General features: G+C 57.7%; 14 protein-coding genes and 1 riboswitch. Of the genes, 11 read left to right on the forward strand and 3 right to left on the reverse strand.

Annotation, left to right across the window (positions count from 1 at the left end):
• The first annotated feature begins 156 nt into the window (after positions 1–156).
• On the forward strand, positions 157–909 hold the full coding sequence (locus tag ACVWW6_RS02305) for a hypothetical protein (RefSeq protein WP_456680075.1): 753 nt from the start codon (positions 157–159) through the stop codon (positions 907–909).
• Between the two features lie 571 nt (positions 910–1,480).
• On the opposite strand, the gene ACVWW6_RS02310 is transcribed toward ACVWW6_RS02305, so the two are convergent.
• Together ACVWW6_RS02310 and ACVWW6_RS02315 are read right to left on the reverse strand one after the other, a co-directional pair.
• The gene (locus ACVWW6_RS02310) at positions 1,481–2,461 is read right to left on the reverse strand and encodes a ribonucleotide-diphosphate reductase subunit beta (protein ID WP_456680076.1); all 981 of its coding nucleotides are present in this window, start codon (positions 2,459–2,461) and stop codon (positions 1,481–1,483) included.
• A 96-nt stretch (positions 2,462–2,557) separates the two neighbouring features.
• Positions 2,558–2,730: riboswitch (cobalamin riboswitch) on the reverse strand.
• Positions 2,731–3,061: 331 nt separating this feature from the next.
• Positions 3,062–4,000 (reverse strand): class I SAM-dependent methyltransferase, encoded by a 939-nt coding sequence (locus ACVWW6_RS02315; protein WP_245570259.1) that lies wholly within the window; start codon positions 3,998–4,000, stop codon positions 3,062–3,064.
• Positions 4,001–4,805: 805 nt separating this feature from the next.
• Between ACVWW6_RS02315 and ACVWW6_RS02320 the strand changes: the two genes are divergently transcribed.
• Entirely contained in the window at positions 4,806–5,009 is a 204-nt protein-coding gene (locus ACVWW6_RS02320) for a hypothetical protein (RefSeq protein WP_456680077.1), read from the forward strand.
• Positions 5,010–5,708: 699 nt separating this feature from the next.
• Here the strand turns inward: ACVWW6_RS02320 and ACVWW6_RS02325 are convergent.
• Entirely contained in the window at positions 5,709–7,202 is a 1,494-nt protein-coding gene (locus ACVWW6_RS02325) for a DUF1521 domain-containing protein (protein ID WP_271566364.1), read from the reverse strand.
• A 763-nt stretch (positions 7,203–7,965) separates the two neighbouring features.
• Between ACVWW6_RS02325 and ACVWW6_RS02330 the strand changes: the two genes are divergently transcribed.
• The 9 genes from ACVWW6_RS02330 to ACVWW6_RS02370 all read left to right on the forward strand — a co-directional run bounded on the left by ACVWW6_RS02330 (position 7,966) and on the right by ACVWW6_RS02370 (position 15,455).
• A complete protein-coding gene (locus ACVWW6_RS02330) occupies positions 7,966–8,271 on the forward strand; it encodes a hypothetical protein (RefSeq protein ID WP_271611820.1) in 306 nt (101 codons plus the stop codon).
• A gap of 42 nt (positions 8,272–8,313) precedes the next feature.
• On the forward strand, positions 8,314–8,505 hold the full coding sequence (locus tag ACVWW6_RS02335; protein WP_271574501.1) for a hypothetical protein: 192 nt from the start codon (positions 8,314–8,316) through the stop codon (positions 8,503–8,505).
• A gap of 117 nt (positions 8,506–8,622) precedes the next feature.
• Positions 8,623–9,516 carry a SctD/MshK family protein gene (locus ACVWW6_RS02340; protein ID WP_456680078.1) on the forward strand — a complete coding sequence of 298 codons (894 nt, stop codon included), beginning with the start codon at positions 8,623–8,625 and terminating at the stop codon, positions 9,514–9,516.
• Between the two features lie 33 nt (positions 9,517–9,549).
• Positions 9,550–10,083 carry a hypothetical protein gene (locus ACVWW6_RS02345; RefSeq protein ID WP_456680079.1) on the forward strand — a complete coding sequence of 178 codons (534 nt, stop codon included), beginning with the start codon at positions 9,550–9,552 and terminating at the stop codon, positions 10,081–10,083.
• A 3-nt stretch (positions 10,084–10,086) separates the two neighbouring features.
• Positions 10,087–10,515, forward strand: coding sequence for a tetratricopeptide repeat protein (locus ACVWW6_RS02350; protein ID WP_097669896.1), 429 nt, complete (start codon positions 10,087–10,089; stop codon positions 10,513–10,515).
• 9 nt (positions 10,516–10,524) lie between these two features.
• Positions 10,525–12,642 carry a type III secretion system export apparatus subunit SctV gene (gene sctV, locus ACVWW6_RS02355; RefSeq protein ID WP_456680080.1) on the forward strand — a complete coding sequence of 706 codons (2,118 nt, stop codon included), beginning with the start codon at positions 10,525–10,527 and terminating at the stop codon, positions 12,640–12,642.
• A 106-nt stretch (positions 12,643–12,748) separates the two neighbouring features.
• The gene (locus ACVWW6_RS02360; protein WP_456680081.1) at positions 12,749–13,264 is read left to right on the forward strand and encodes a tetratricopeptide repeat protein; all 516 of its coding nucleotides are present in this window, start codon (positions 12,749–12,751) and stop codon (positions 13,262–13,264) included.
• A 584-nt stretch (positions 13,265–13,848) separates the two neighbouring features.
• Positions 13,849–14,076, forward strand: a complete 228-nt coding sequence (locus tag ACVWW6_RS02365; protein WP_456680082.1) for a hypothetical protein — start codon at positions 13,849–13,851, stop codon at positions 14,074–14,076.
• Positions 14,077–14,705: 629 nt separating this feature from the next.
• Complete coding sequence (locus tag ACVWW6_RS02370) at positions 14,706–15,455, forward strand: P-loop NTPase family protein (RefSeq protein ID WP_097669301.1); 750 nt, start codon at positions 14,706–14,708, stop codon at positions 15,453–15,455.
• Positions 15,456–15,491 lie beyond the last annotated feature (36 nt).

The raw sequence follows: 15,491 nt of genomic DNA on the forward strand, positions 1-15,491 counted from the left end.
CTCGAAGTGCTCCATCATTTGAAAGGAGGAACGGGGTGGATTTCAATGCAGTCGGCTCGGCGACTACGAGCCCAGAGCCCGACACACCGCGACCGACGACGGACACCACCGGCTTTGAGCGGCAGCTCAGCAACACACAGGCTAGTGCTCCGCCAGATGGAGCTGCTCCTCCAGTGCTGCAGGGGGGAGGCTTATTCGCCATATCTGGACGCTGGCCATCCCTATTCTCCATATCTGGATGCTGGGCAGCCCTATGCGCCATACCTGGATTTAGCGCTCCGCTATTTGCCAGACTTGGGTTGGCAGGATGATCTGTATACGCCCCCTGCGGCCGATGCCGAGCCAGAGCCGGAAAACCTCCCGCAACATCTCTCGCAGCAAACCATCGCTCAGGCCATCGAGGAACATCCTGGTTTCGATCAAGATCTGATATGGCAGAATGTGGAAGTCGACCCGTCGCATTCCGAGCAACCGCACGTGGAGGCATCGGAGGCAGAGCCATCGCATGCCGGACCATCGTGCGTCGCCCCATTGCGGCCTGAACCATCGCACGCCGGCCCCTCTCACGCCCCGCCATTGCAAGCGGGACCGCCTCAAGCTGGGCCTCCCGAAGCTGCACCGCCAGAGCTTTCCGAGTTCCGTATGCTGAACGGACATCTCGCCAAGGATTACTGGGTGTTCGCTGGTCAACCAGCCACAGGCGCTCAAATCGACATGCTGGAGCGCAGCGGAGTGAAGCCGAGCAAGCACGACCCAACGCAGGTTTTCACCATGCTCGGCGTGCCTCACACAGCCGAATGGAGAGAAGAGGGCTTCATTCGTCTCACACCGTCGCTAGACCCGACTCCTTGGCCCGAAGGTATGGAGGAAGACCGACCTGCAGACCCGGAAGATCCGCCCATTCACTAGCGGCTGTAGCCGAGCCACGGCAGGGTCATCTTCGAGGGCCGACAGAGCGACCTTGCCGACGAGCACCTGATGAAGGCGACCGGGCCGGCGGCTATTCCGCGGCCAAGCTCCTCTTTGAGGGACATTTCAGAATTGCAATGGTCACGGCAGCGTCCAATCAAAGGCCGACCGACCCGATTAAGCCAAAGTTCGATATGGATGAGATCATTGTTCATATGGACGCGCTAGAAACAAACGCGCTGGCGCTAAAGAGGACAAAGTCGGTATAGCGCGTCCAGCGACATCCCGCGGGGATTCTAGAAGATCGCGGGACGGTCATGTCCTCGACGACAAAGGTGAGAGTGCGTTCTGAAATAGGATAGGCGCGTTCTGACCGCGCAGGTCCAACATTCGAACTGCTTGCCCCGCCTGCCGCTTGTCCTGCCCTGTTGGCAGACGTGAGCACCCACAATGCAAGGACGCGAGCGATTGATAATATTGGCGTGACTGCAACGGCTCGCCCTCATGGGTCAACTATCACATCTTCGGTAGGCTGGATTAATGTCACTGGTCGAGCTTTGCTCCGCAAGCATCAGCGGACTTCTGCGAAAGTACGAGCATTATCAGGATCGCGCTCCAACAAAACGCTGTTGCGGTCGTCCTGCATACGGCCGAAAGCCGCCCACCCCCTCTTCGCCATCCCAGCTGCCGCGGCTCGCCCCTTGGAGTACTCCGTAGCGCGCTGTTCGAAGAAATTGGCGTGCTCGACCCCATTCAGGATCTCGACCAGCCATGGCAACGGATGCGGCCGGAGCTGGGTAAACCCGCTCTCTCTGGCCTCGAAGAAGCCGAAGACCGGGGTAATTCCGAGCTGGGTCAGTCGCCAATCCGCGACATAGCGGACATAAGCGTGGATCTGCTCAGCCCGCATGCCCTCGATTTTGCCGAGGCCGAAGGCGAGATCAACGAAGTTTTCCTCCAGCTTCACCATGGTCTTGGCGACGTCGATGATGTCGTTACGGACGGAGCGCGTCACCACGCCGGTTTCGCGGTGCCATTCGTGAAATAGCTTGATGATCCCTTCGCAGTGGAGACTCTCGTCGCGCACAGACCAGCTTACGATCTGTCCCATGCCATTCATCTTGTTGTGGCGCGGAAAATTGAGCAGCATGGCAAAGCTCGCGAACAACGCCATGCCTTCTGTGAAGGCGCCGAACATCGCAAGGGTGCGAGCGACGTCAGCCACGGTATGGACGCCGAACTCGTGCATGTAGTCCGCTTTGGCGCGCATCTGCGCATAGTCGCGGAATGCCTCGAACTCGGTCTTGGGCATGCCGAGTGTCTTGAGCAGCAGCGCATAAGCGTCAATGTGGACGGTCTCCATGTTGGTGAACGTCGCCATCATCATCTGCACGGTGAGCGGTTGGAAGATCGGGATGTAGCGCTTGAGATAGTTGTCGCCGACCTCGATGTCCGACTGATTGAAGAAACGGAATATCTGGGCGAGCAGCGCGCGCTCGTTGGCGGTGACGCGGTCCGACGCCCAGTCCTTGAGATCGGCGCCGAGCGGCACCTCCTCGCCCATCCGATGGGTCTGCTGCTGCCGCTTCCAGAAGTCGTAAGCGATCGACGTCATAGGTGCCGGTCGAGTCGAGGAGGCCGACCCGTCCCTTTCCGATCAGCGAGCGTGGATCGACTGACGAGAGATCGATCACTGACATGAACCGATCGCCGCTCACAGTTGCGGGGGCAGCCCCGGAGCAGCCGTTCGGCGCACCGGGTTCCCTCTTAGCTTCGGTCCCACAAAATAAAGGACAGAAGACCGAGACAGATCCACATCTAGGCGGCACCCGACGAGATTCGTCAAGCCTTCCGTTGCGGGAGATCAAGCTCCCGAGGGCAAAAGGACACCGTCAAGCTAACGAATGGAGCGGCCGAGAACTAGAACACCAGCACGTTTATCGCTCGCGCTATAGCCTCCCGCTCGAAAGTGATCGGTCCCGCGTGGGCTATATTCCTGGTTTTTACTTCGGCTTGCGCATGGTCGAGCCAGAGGTCCATCCCTCCGAAATATCATCGGCTGCGGCGCTCTGTTGGCCAGAATGGCTTCGTTCTCGACCTCCTGATCCAGCCCAGAACGGGGCTGGCGCGCAGCGTAGCGGCTTCTGACCTGTCATGGCTCTAGCGCGACCTGCAAGCCCTCGGTGCCTTCAACATGAACGTAACGGGGGCCGATCGGCCGCCCCCTGCCGCTGGCGACCGTGACAATGTTTTCCAGAGGAGTGGCGCGCGCATCGGCCTCAGGGCGAGACAAGATCAGATCGGCGTGAAACAGCCCTTCTGATTCAAGGCCGGTCGCATCAACGCCAAGAGCCGCCAAGCTGGCCAAACAACCTTCAAACTCTTCAGCATCGCGAAAGCGGCGCTGGATAAATGTCGCGCCGTAAAGACGTTCCGTCACAAGGCCACGGTTCGCGAAGGTCGAGGCCAAAGACTCAAATGGAAACATTCGTAGCACGAAGGAGATGATCCATGGACATCTCTCGGTCGCATCGAGAATTTTTCTGAACGTCTTCTCGGTAATATAGCCGATGCAACCCGTCGACATGATAACATCCGCAGAGCGGAGAATTTGCGCGCTGTCTGTCGATAGCGCGTCTTTTTCAAGGTCAGCGACAATGCCCTGGTCCAGGAGGCCAACGTTTGTTGCATAGCTAATCGCCGGCGCCGACACGTCCAAGCCGATAAACCGCGCCAACCCGACATCGGGCCAAGCCGCATAAAAATTGCGATCGAGGCGCACCAGTGTCTCAGAACTGATCGCCCTCATTTCGCGCCGAGCGTAGCGGTGACGCAGGCCCCCGAAGGTCAGTGGAAAGCGATGCACTGCTGCGTTGATGCCGTATGAACATCCAATATCAAGAACGACAGGCTTAAGACCGGTTGCGGAAGCTTTCGCTGCCAGAATTTGTCGCACGACCGGCTCAGCCACGTCCGGGATCATATAATCCAAGTCGCCCAGGACAGAGAAGTATGCCCTTGGATCATCCAAAGCATAAATGTCATCAAAGATCGCTTTAGACCGATTGATACACGAAAACTCTGTTCGCACCCAAATGTCTCCCATCTCATTTTGCAACCCGGTCGCCGGCTGCTACTTCCAAGTACTTGATGACCTATCCCAGAAGTTTGGCGAGGTGCAACCCCATCGCGTCTTTTTTTGGCTCGCATCGTGAGACAGAGGGCGGGCCTCCTTATTGCAGCGTACGAGAAGACAAATTGGCGCCAAAAGCGATCCTCAGAGTCGCGGCACTTTTGTGGGAGCTCGAAGACCTATTGAACTTCGAACGGCAGCGACTGCGATAATTACGGGCTAAGCGCGCAGGCTTTCGTAGCCCCATCAACGTGATACGCTTGCGCACGCGCCGGAAAAATCGTTCTGCAGGGTTAGAAAGAATCAAGATCAGCCGCGCCGCGTCTTCGCAATCTAGGTGCTTGACATTCAGAACCGCGAACAAGAACGGCAAGCGCGAGGTCGATTTCGTCACATCTGCTGCATCTTGCCATGGACAGTTGGCTTGGGAGATCTGTCCTTCGATTGCCTGCTGGACCGCATCGCGGCGGTTGAACGTGGCGACTTTTATGATGCAACAGAATTTCGCCGAGCCGGAATTTAATATTCGCTCACCAAGGGCTTGCCCCCGGACGGTCTTTTCGCTGACAGATGCCCAGCCGATCCACCTTTCGTGTCGTCCAGCACAGTCCTTTGCACATCGACATTCCACGAGGCAAATCAACTCAACATCAGTGATCGCAGAATTTATCAGAGACGCGATCTTCGTCAGCTTCTCGCAAGCTGCCCCTGCTATCAGAGAGCAGGTCATCTCGCGGCGACGCCGCTATGTGAGTGTTACGACATGGACGCAGGCGCCGCCGATATCGCAGCGACAAGGCCAGAGGCTGGCGCAGACCCCGACACCGCGGCGAACGGCGGCAACCGCTCGCCTGCGGCATTGTTGCAGCAAGCTTTCGAGAAGGCGCTCGTTTCCATCGCCACGCAAGTCATAAGCGACTCCCAGTCGGATATGGATGATGCCATGAGCGAGCTGGATGAGGGGTGAGGCGGGATGGGGATACATCGGGCCCGCTGTTTAAAACGAGCCCGATTGGACGAAGCAAGTGGGACTTGGTACCTGCAGCAAGCCAGACGCGCCTTCAGCGATGCTCCAAATGGCTTGCCGAGCGGGTCCACAAATCGGTGTGCACCCGGCTCTCTCGGCAAACGCTGCTGCGACTTTTGGTCTTCCGCAGCGGCAGACCTGCACAGCAAGGCCGAAGCTCCACCGGCAAGCTCCTTGCTATCCCGCCCAAGGATGACGATACGAGCGCTCTCAGCTCGGGGTAATGAACGATAGCACGCAAGCCGTGCAACATTTCCCGCATTCGAGGATCGATTGCGCTCGCCAGGCTGTCCTTGTTCAGATCCGCGGCTGACCGCGAACCTGTCTGCTAGAGAGATCTCAAGGACTTTTCCTGAGGGCCAGCATCGTTGGCGCTCAGAGCGTGAGGGCTCTCCTGCGTATGCAACTCGTGCGCCTTCGCCACAGCATTGGAAGATGTTGCCAGTACTTTGTCCTGCCGTCACGGGCTGCTGTTGGCCCGGTTGGGGCCAAAGCTTTGACTGCGCGATCGTCGGACGCGAGCAGCGATTCTGGATTCATAGGCGGCAGCACCTGCTATTCTCATCGTCGCTTGCCGAACATGAGAAGCGGGCGCTAGCGCCGCCCGCTTCACAATTTGTCCAATTGATGGACTCGGCCTCACGCAACCCGCCGCAACATCATTTCCCGCATCATGGTCTTGAAATCCGGCGGCGCGTCCGGGTTCTCATTGTGGTCGATGACCGACTGCGTCACCCTGCGTCCGGAGTTGTCAACCCATCCCTGATTTTGCTCGTGGATTGTCTGAGCTCCATCAGATGTCAGCTGATCAAGGGTTCGGCCGGCATTGGATTGGGTCACCTTCAGATTGTTCTTTCCATCCTTATCATCACCGAGTCCCTCGACAACCATCGCATTGTCGCCGTTGGTGATGGTCAGCTTTGAGGAAATGGTTTTGCCTTTACCAAAATCGACCGTGTCTACGGTAATCTTCGTGCCGTCATCGAGCTCGAAGCTCATGCCTTTCTTGAAGTCGAAGTCATCCTTGCCGTCGCCATTCGCATCGACGTGAGGATCGCCGTGGATCTTCGTGACATGGCCGGTCTGATTGTTGCGAACGGTCCAGGTGCCGTCTTTCTCATCGGCCGTGATCGTATACTTATCACCAAGGTTAATCGTCGCCTTGCCGTCCTTCACCTCATGCGACCAAACTGGCGCCGGCTGAGGCGACTGCCCAGGAGTCGGAGCGACCGCAACCGGCACCATCGCGAGGGGCGGCGGCGGAGGCGGAACGAAGAAGACGGGGCTCGCACAGCCTGACGGCGGACTTGCATACTGGTAGTTGCCCGGTCCGCGCCCCCGTTCACCCGCATTGATACTCGCCTGATTTACCGCGCGTCCGGCGCCATCGACCCAACCCTGGCCGCTCTCATAGATTGTCTGAGCACCATCGGCTGTCAACTCATCAAGGGTCATTCCAGCATTGGACTGCGTCACCCTCAGGTTGTTTTTGCCATCCTTAGCGTCGCCGAGCCCCTCCACAACCATCGCGTTGTGGCCATTTGTAATGGTAAGCTTTGAGGAGATGGCCTCACCATTGCCGTAGTCGACGTTATTGACGGTAATTTTCGTGCCATCGTCGAGCTGGAACGTCATATCTTTCTTAAAATCGAAGTCGTCCTTGCCGTCTCCGTCGGCGTCGACGTGGGGGTCGCCATGGATCTTCGTGACATGGCCGGTCTGGTTGTTGCGAACTGTCCAGGTGCCATCCTTCTCGTCCGCCGTAATCGCATACTTGTCGCCGAGATTGATCGTGGCCTTGCCATCCTTGACCTCATGCGTCCACACCGGATCCACAGGAGGCTCAGAGCTCTGATTCGGCTGACCCACCAGCATGGTGGGAGGGGGCGGCGCCATCATGTACGCCTGGGTAGTAACGACGGCTGGAGCCACGGCGACGGGAACAACACTTGTAACGACCGAACCGACCAGGGCTGGCGAAGCTACCGGTAGGTACTGATAGCTCACCGGGGCATACTGCCCCAACAAGGCGTTGAAAGCAGGAGCGACAACCGCGCCTTCCGGCACCACTCCGTTCATCGTCGAATCGAGCGCGCCGACCACGGGAAGACCGGCCACGGGAAGATACGGCATTTAGTTCACTCCTGTTGCATTGAAGAAAGCTGTAAACCTGCAAGCCTTACGCGCTAGTCAACCGAACACGCCCTTCAGACCTGCATGAGCACACCATTAGCCCACCCAAGCGCATATATGCCTGTCGTCACTAGCACCTGCGTCCCTGAAGAGGCCACTCCGTCCTCATACTCCGCAGTTATGGCACGAGCATATCGCACGCGCATTCAACGTCAGAAACGCTACCCGCAATACCTGTCGAAAAGCTGACGATAATAAACTATCGACGTCGCACTTGCTGCGATGACACCGATCGGGGTACAGCAATCCATAGACTTCAGATGCGATCTGTATGCGTGCGGGCCACTAGACGGTCAGCTTCCACAGCATCAGGGGCTCGCCAAACCTGCGCCCCCTCGGCATCCGCCAACGGCCAAAGCTGGGGACTGGATGACTCAACCAGTCACTCAAACTCGATCGCCTTATGACCAGTCGCGACGCTACACGCAACCGAAACGCCGCCGCTCGTTCCGCAAGAACGAACAATTCGCATGAACGCGCAGGCAAACGCGGTAACGCTATCCTTTCCGACGCGCCGAGCCATACGCGCGGCTAGACAAGCCTGGGCGAACCGATAAGTCGAGCAAGCGCTGGGCCGCCGCAACAGTCCCCTCGAACGTGTGACTCGTCAGCTTCTGGAAAGGTAGCGCCCCTAGCATGAGCACGCTGAACTCTAGGCGAGGAGTCGTCTATTGAGCGTAACAAGACAGCATAGGAGAAACTGATGATCGGAGAAATGATCGGAGGCGCCGCCGGCGGATGGCTTGGCGGCCCCGCCGGGGCGGCGATTGGTTCTGCCTTGGGCGGGACCGTCGACAAGGTCTTTGATAAGGTCGTCCTTAACCTGGAGCCCGAGAAGAGTGGCCCCGCTAAGGCCGCCGAGACCAAAGACGCCGGCGAAGAAAGCAGCGTACCGACCAAGCCGACTCTCGGCAAGAACCCCGAGCTGAACCTTAGCCTCAGCACGCTCGGGGGCGAGCCCATGTTTCTTTCCATTCCTGCCATCGTTTCGCCCGCCCGCGCGACGTAACAGGGCAAACTAGCAACATACGACAAAGAAAGGTGAATCGACATGGCAGTTAATAGTGTTGGCGGTAACGGTGGCGCGGCTGGCGCCCAGGCGACCGGGGATGCTGGCTTCCAGAATCAGATGGCTGAGTTCGAGCGTGTTAGCCATAAGGTTCAGGAGCAGGCTGTGGCAATGCGCAGAATCACGACCGAGCTCTCGTCCGAGAAGAAGATCGCCGACGAGCGCGTCCAGTAATTCTGCAAGACGGGTGGCTCACCGCGTCGCTCATCATGGCCGCGTTGTGAATGACGAACTCTGAATCAGCCGTACGGCACTGCCGTACGGCTTCTCTCGTTATTCAGGAGATTATCCGTGACCGAATCGATTTCCCTCGACTTTGAGGTGCTGTCGGGACTCTATACCGGGCTTAAGGGCAAGGCGGCGGCCGGGCACAGTATTGTCGGCAGCGGCCTCGATGCCGATATGATCTTCGTTGAACAAGGGCTCGAACCGCATCACCTTCGCATCATCCCACAGCGGGATTCGATCGAAGTGGAGGCGCTTGGTGCTGGTATCAGCGTAGACGGCCACGAAAGTATCACCTCAGGGGACCGCGTCAGTGTACCTCTTCCTGCGATCGTTCATGCTGGCGCGATGTCAATCCGCTGGTCGGCGCAGGATCTCCCGCAAGCTAGTCCCAGCAATCGCTCACGTGGCTTGATCGTGGCACTCAGTCTCCTCTTGCTCAGCTCTGTCGCGATTGGCACCGTCTCAACTATCTTCGCCCCTACCGACAGCGCGGGGGCGCTGAGTACTGATTCATTGCCGGCAGCCGAGGTTGCCGCCAAACCAACCATCAATCATTATGAAGCGAGCGACGCTGATGCAATCGCCGAATTGCTACGGCAGGAGGTCGAACGAGCGGGCCTTCTTGATGTCAAGATCGGGGCTGGCTCCGGCGTTGTCACTGCGGAAGGCACTGTTACGCCTAGCCTCATCACAAAATGGAAACAAATCCAGCAATGGTTCGATCATCAAACCAACGGCACTCCTACCCTTGTGAATGCAGTCACGGTCAAGGAGGAGAAGACGCCGTCTTCGATCGCTGTCCAAGCCGTTTGGCGTGGAAGCGAGCCCTATCTGCTTATCGGCGGCCAAAAGTATTTCGTGGGTGCGCTATTAAGCAATGGATGGACCGTCGATCGAATTGAGGATGGGCGAGTGCTGCTCAGCCGCAACGGCCGATTTGCTGCTTTGCCGTATTAGAGTGTCTACCCTGCAAGAAAGAAGGAGAAGTCGATGGCTAGGCTGCCCCAGCACGCTGTAGGGCCCGGCACCCCATCGCAGGGATTGGACGCGGGCCAGAACGCACCGGCTATCGGCTCGTCCTCCTCGCAAGCCGATATGGAAGTCGGAGTTGCTCATGCAGATGGGGGCACGAAACGGGCGTCGTGGCGAGACGCGCCCGCGCAGAATCTGCCAATTGAAGGCGCGAGCGAAGCCGCTCTCGAGGTCAACTCCATCAACGCCGTCTCGGGCGTCGCTCTGTTCGAGATGGGTGCCGGCGCAAATGAGATCGACCCACGCGTAGTACTGGCTTCGCTTTATGGGTCCAATCTCTCACACGGCCTACTCTCCTTCGTCATTCCACGTCTACGTCATCCGGACGTGCTGCGCGCGGACAAGCATGGTGTTCTTCTGGAGCGCCTAACCCAGACATTGGAGGCTACGCCAGACGACAAGACGGCTTGTGAGTGTCTGGCAATCCTGCAGCAGGAACTGCGCCGGCTGCTTCTGCTCCGGCAGAATCAAAACAGCATAATCAAGGGCTAAGCGATGGCCGAGCCTAATGTATTGCAGCATGTCCCCGCCACGTTGGCACCGGAAGCTTCCAAATCGGGCGATATCTTGTCGATCTCCGGGCCGGAGCGCGACCTGCTCTGCGCCCTCTCCTATGTCCACCTCGCGTGCGGGCAGAGTGCACAGAGTCTGGCTCTGCTGAGAATCGCAGCTCGCGAGCATTCCCACGACGTCGATCTGCTCCGCATCCTGGCCTACACTCTTATCGCAGAGGGCCTTGGCGATGAAGCGCTTGATGTGCTGGATCGGCTGGACGCGCTCGATGTGCACCCCTCTTCACGCGTGCCTATGACGCTCTTGCGTAGTCACGCATTGCGACACGCCGGCCGCATGACCGAGGCTCGTGATGTCTTCCAGCGCTATGTGTCACTGCGCGCGAGCACAGCCTTCATTAAACAGCAATAGGGATCTTTCATGGCCAACGTCTTGCGTAACTTCGTCGTGCGCGCGCCGGCCCACCCGGATTTCATGGTCGCCTTGATGCTGCTTCTGGCGATCGGCATGATGATTATGCCGATCCCAATCATTGTGATCGACATGCTGATCGGCTTCAATCTCGGCTTTGCTATATTGCTGCTGATGGTTGCCCTCTATCTCAGCACGCCGCTCGATTTTTCGTCCTTGCCGGGCGTCATCCTGATCTCGACGGTATTTCGTCTGGCGCTGACTATTGCAACAACGCGACTGATTCTTGCTGAGGGCGATGCCGGCAGCATCATCCACACCTTCGGCGATTTTGTCATATCGGGGAATATCGCTGTCGGAATTGTCATATTCCTGATCGTGACCATGGTTCAATTCATGGTTCTTGCCAAGGGCGCCGAGCGTGTCGCAGAGGTGTCGGCCCGCTTCACACTCGACGCGCTGCCGGGCAAGCAGATGGCGATCGACGCCGAATTGCGCAACAGCCATATCGATCAACACGAAGCACGTCGCCGGCGCGCCGCGCTGGAACAAGAGAGCCAACTTCATGGCGCCATGGATGGCGCCATGAAGTTCGTGAAGGGCGACGCGATCGCCGGACTGATCGTCATTTGCATCAATATGCTCGGCGGAATCAGCATCGGTCTGCTTTCCAAGGGTATGTCGCTCGATGAAGCGCTGCATCAATACACCCTCCTCACGATTGGTGATGCACTTATTTCACAGATTCCGGCGTTGCTGCTGTCAATTACGGCCGCAACCATCGTCACGCGTGTGAACGGGCCTTCCAAGCTCAAACTCGGCGCCGATATCGTTCACCAACTCACCGCGAGCACGCAAGCGCTTAGATTAGCCGCCTGCGTTATGGTATTCATGGGGCTCGTTCCAGGCTTCCCTTTGCCGCCGTTCGTCACCCTGGCTATTCTTTTTGCTGCGGCAAGCTATATCAAGGTCGGCGCGAAAGCTGACAAGGCTGCCGTTAAGACAGGCGCTGACGGCGTCGCTTCGGCGCCGGCCCCTGTGCCGCCTCAGAAGCAAGCCGTGCATGCGGAAGCACTTCCGATTGCTTTATTTCTTGCACCGAACCTGACGCATTCGATTGACAAAGACGAGCTGGAACAGTGCATTGCGCGTGTTTCAACACTGGTATCGGCGGATCTTGGCATCACCGTTCCGCGCATACCGGCCCAGATTGGGCAGAACTTGTCCACGTCGCAATTCAGGGTGGATGTCGACAGTGTGCCAGTTGAACGCGATGTGATCGATCCGACCCAACTGGTGCTCAATGACGATTTGGCAAACATCGAATTGAGCGGCCTCCCCTTTCGGCAAGACCCGGAGACAAATCGGGTCTGGATCGAAGAACGGCATGCAGCCGCTCTCAAAGCAGCCGGCATCGGATATCACCGACCGAGCGAGATTCTTGCCTTACGTCTCCATTCGACATTGACACGCTATGCACAGCGCCTGGTCGGCATCCAGGAGACCCGCCAATTGCTCGCCCGGATGGAACAGGAATACCCCGACTTGGTGAAGGAGGTGCTGCGTACGGCCACCGTCCCTCGGATCGCCGAGGTCCTGCGCCGGCTGCTCGATGAGGGCATCCCCATCCGCAACACCCGCTTGCTCCTGGAGGCGCTGGCAGAGTGGAGCGAACGCGAGCAAAACGCCGTCCTGCTCACTGAATATGTTCGTGCTACTCTGAAGCGGCAGATCTGCTTTCGCTATGCTAATGCTCATCGTGTTGTGGCCGCCTTTATCATTGAGCGCGAGAGCGAGGAAATTGTGCGCGGCGCGGTGCGCGAAACTGCTGTCGGCCCATACCTCGTTTTGGATGAATGGCAGAGCGAGAAGCTGCTTGCACAGTTCCGTCACATCCATTCGACCATCGCACAAAGTAAGAGTCAGCCTGTCATTCTTGGATCGATGGACATCCGGCGTTTCGTGCGTGGCTTTCTCACGCGCAACGGGATCGACCTGCCCGTCCTATCCTATCAAGATCTCGCCGCGGATTTCACGGTTCAACCGATTGGATCCATTAAGCTTCCAGCTTCCAAGGACACGGTCCCTTCCCCGGAACGTGGCGGGCTCCTTCCCGCTGCGGGTTAACAGTTTACAGCAGCTCGTCATGAGAAAGCCTATGAATTCAAATGAGATCAGGGGCCGGAGGCGCTTGTGCTCCATTCTTCCGGGGGCGTGGCCAGCTCTGCTCGCAATGCTCGCCGTTGTGCTGCTCGCGGGTTGCGCTATCTCGGATAGATCGGGTGTTTCACCGCAGCAGACGTCCATATCAGACCTCGCAGGCAGCAAAGAGATTGACCCTGCCGTGCGCCAGCGCATTTCGTACACCCTCAGCCGGGATCCTGATGAAGGGGCTCTGCGCGATACATTGAAGCAACAGCCGAACAACATCGATGCGGCGATTCCTCTTGCGCGAGCCCTGCTGGCACGCAACTGTCCGAATGATGCGCTAGAGTTGCTCGACGGCGTCTTATTGGCAGCCCCTGGCGACCTGCGCGCATTGAATGCCAAAGCAGTTGTTCTCGATCACGAGGGCCAACATCAGGAGGCCCAAGAACTATACCGCCAAGCTCTCGCAGCGGAACCCGCAAACCCGATGCTGCGCAACAATTTCAAACTGTCCCTCGCCCTTGAAGGCAAGAGGGAGGTCGACGACGCCGACCCAGCACCGCAGGCGGACGGCCGGCACGCATTGGCTCGTTCGAGATAGCGCAGCGAACAAGAGCGGATCGGAATGGCGAAGTCTTGAGGCCTAGCTGTCATCTTGCCGACAGCTAGGCTTACTATGAGCGCGGAATCTCAATCGGCGGCAGCCCCCGCGACCCTCATGTCGTCGATACAAATAGGAAGTGTCATGTTTCAGCGTACCAACAATTTATCCAATACCCAACGTGCTTCCGAGCCCGATGAAGTGAGAATGAGCGCGACCCGTACGCCTACGCGGATAGCCAAAGGTTCGCGGATATATTGTCTACCCTGAATTCGGCGCCATCGAGTTTCTCCTCAGATCCATCTTCGACGGCAGTCCCACCATACGCGCTGGTTGACGAGCCACCGGTTGAGATCTCTAGATCTTCATTCGAGCACAAGCTGGCAGAGTTTTATGGAGGAGACATAGAGGATATTGCTGCTAATCCGCAGCGATACTCTAGCTGGGTGTCCCGAAAGGCTCAACGCACAGCGGACGTTGCGTTTCGCTTCGGCATGAAGTCAATTTCGGAGAAAGCGCGATATTTCAGCTATCAGCTTGGGAACAAGAGCGTCGGGCTCCTGAGAACGGAACCCGGAAGTCGCATGAGTGAGCTGTTCGAGGGCAACAATGATTTGCGCGAAACATTTCCTGGGCGAGATGAAATCACCTCAACAATAGCTTTCCGGGTTACTCATCCGCTTGTCGATAACGCGGGCGATATCTTGCTTGAACATCAGCTCCGGATCGACGGCACGAACCGCTCGTTCTCTCCCACTCTTCCAATCCGGAAGCGAAAGCCCGCGCAGCAGCGTTGGGCTTTCTTGAGGTAAGTGACTCGATGATGGTGCTTGATCCCACCAAGCACAAGGACAAATGGAAGAACAAAGGACCACACTCCCGCCAGGCGCCGAGCAGCTAGACGCCGCCCCGAAGGCGCCCCCCAATTAACTTTCTAGCAGCCCAGGCGCTTAGCAAGCGCCTCGCTCTTGCGCGCAGAGTGCGTCTAGCCACCCGCCTTAGCTCGCAGAGATATTCGCTCGTTGGGCAGTTACCATGTGGCCGCTCGAGACCGCCTCGATTTGCGCTTTCATCGAGCTCGCAATCTGACGCTACGTAAGATTCGGTCGCTTCATGTAAATTAGAAGCGGCAGCGACGGCGTCGATAGATAACCTATGGCAATGCAACGATCACCACAGGCAGGCAGTTGGTTCTTGGCGGCGCGCATTCCAGCTGTCCACAAACCTCACGTAGATCACCGGTACAAGTGATTACTACCCATTCTCGGGCCCGCATCGTCACACGACGTCACTCGCTTAATGTTGAAAACGTTCGTCGGTTGCAGAGCTCTCGCATCGAAGGTTCATTGCCCCTTCTTTCTGCCATGTTCACACCCAAAGCAGAGACGCACGATTGCGCACTTTGCGCGCGGCAACAGCGAGTGTCTCAGGAGATGTTTTCATGGTGAAACCAGTTGTAATTGTGGTAGGTGCGGACAAGGGAGGAGTCGGCAAGACGACCGTATCACGAACGCTACTGGACTACTTCAGCGTAAACAACGTGCAAACACGCGCATTCGACACGGAGTCGCCGCGGGGAACGCTGAAGCGATTTTATCCCGAGATCACCCAGATCGTCGACATGACGACGACGGCGGACCAGATGAAAATCTTCGATACCCTGAACTCAGGGCTGTCCGTCACTGTCATCGATGCTCGCGCAGGCTTACTGTCCTCTGCGTTGGCTTCCTTGCGCGACATCGGATTTCTGGACTCGGCACGGTCTGGCCAGATCACATTTGCCGTGTTCCATATCCTGGGATCATCCATCGCTTCGCTAGACGAGATCGCGGAAACCGCGACCTTCATGAGCGGCGCAAAGTACTACCTGGTCAAGAACTTCATCAACGACACTCAATTCTTCCAGTGGGATCAAGCGACCTATAATTCCTATTTTCACCGCATCAAACATGCGACTGAGTTGGTCATACCGAAGCTTAACGAGATGGCTTATGAGCAGGTGGAAGTCGCATCCGTCCCATTCATAGACTTCGTCGCAAACAAGGGGAGGAACGATGAGCCCGCGAACAACTCCTTCGTGCTGCGCGGCTATGTCCGGCACTGGCTGGCAAATGTCTGGAGCGAATTTGATCGCATCAACTTGACGGAATTGGCCGGCGCCAAGTCTGGCACCCGGGCCGGCGAGAAGTAGTCGCACATTCGGTGGGCTCAGATCGGGCCCACGTAC

The organism is Bradyrhizobium sp. USDA 3311 (genome assembly GCF_054062495.1).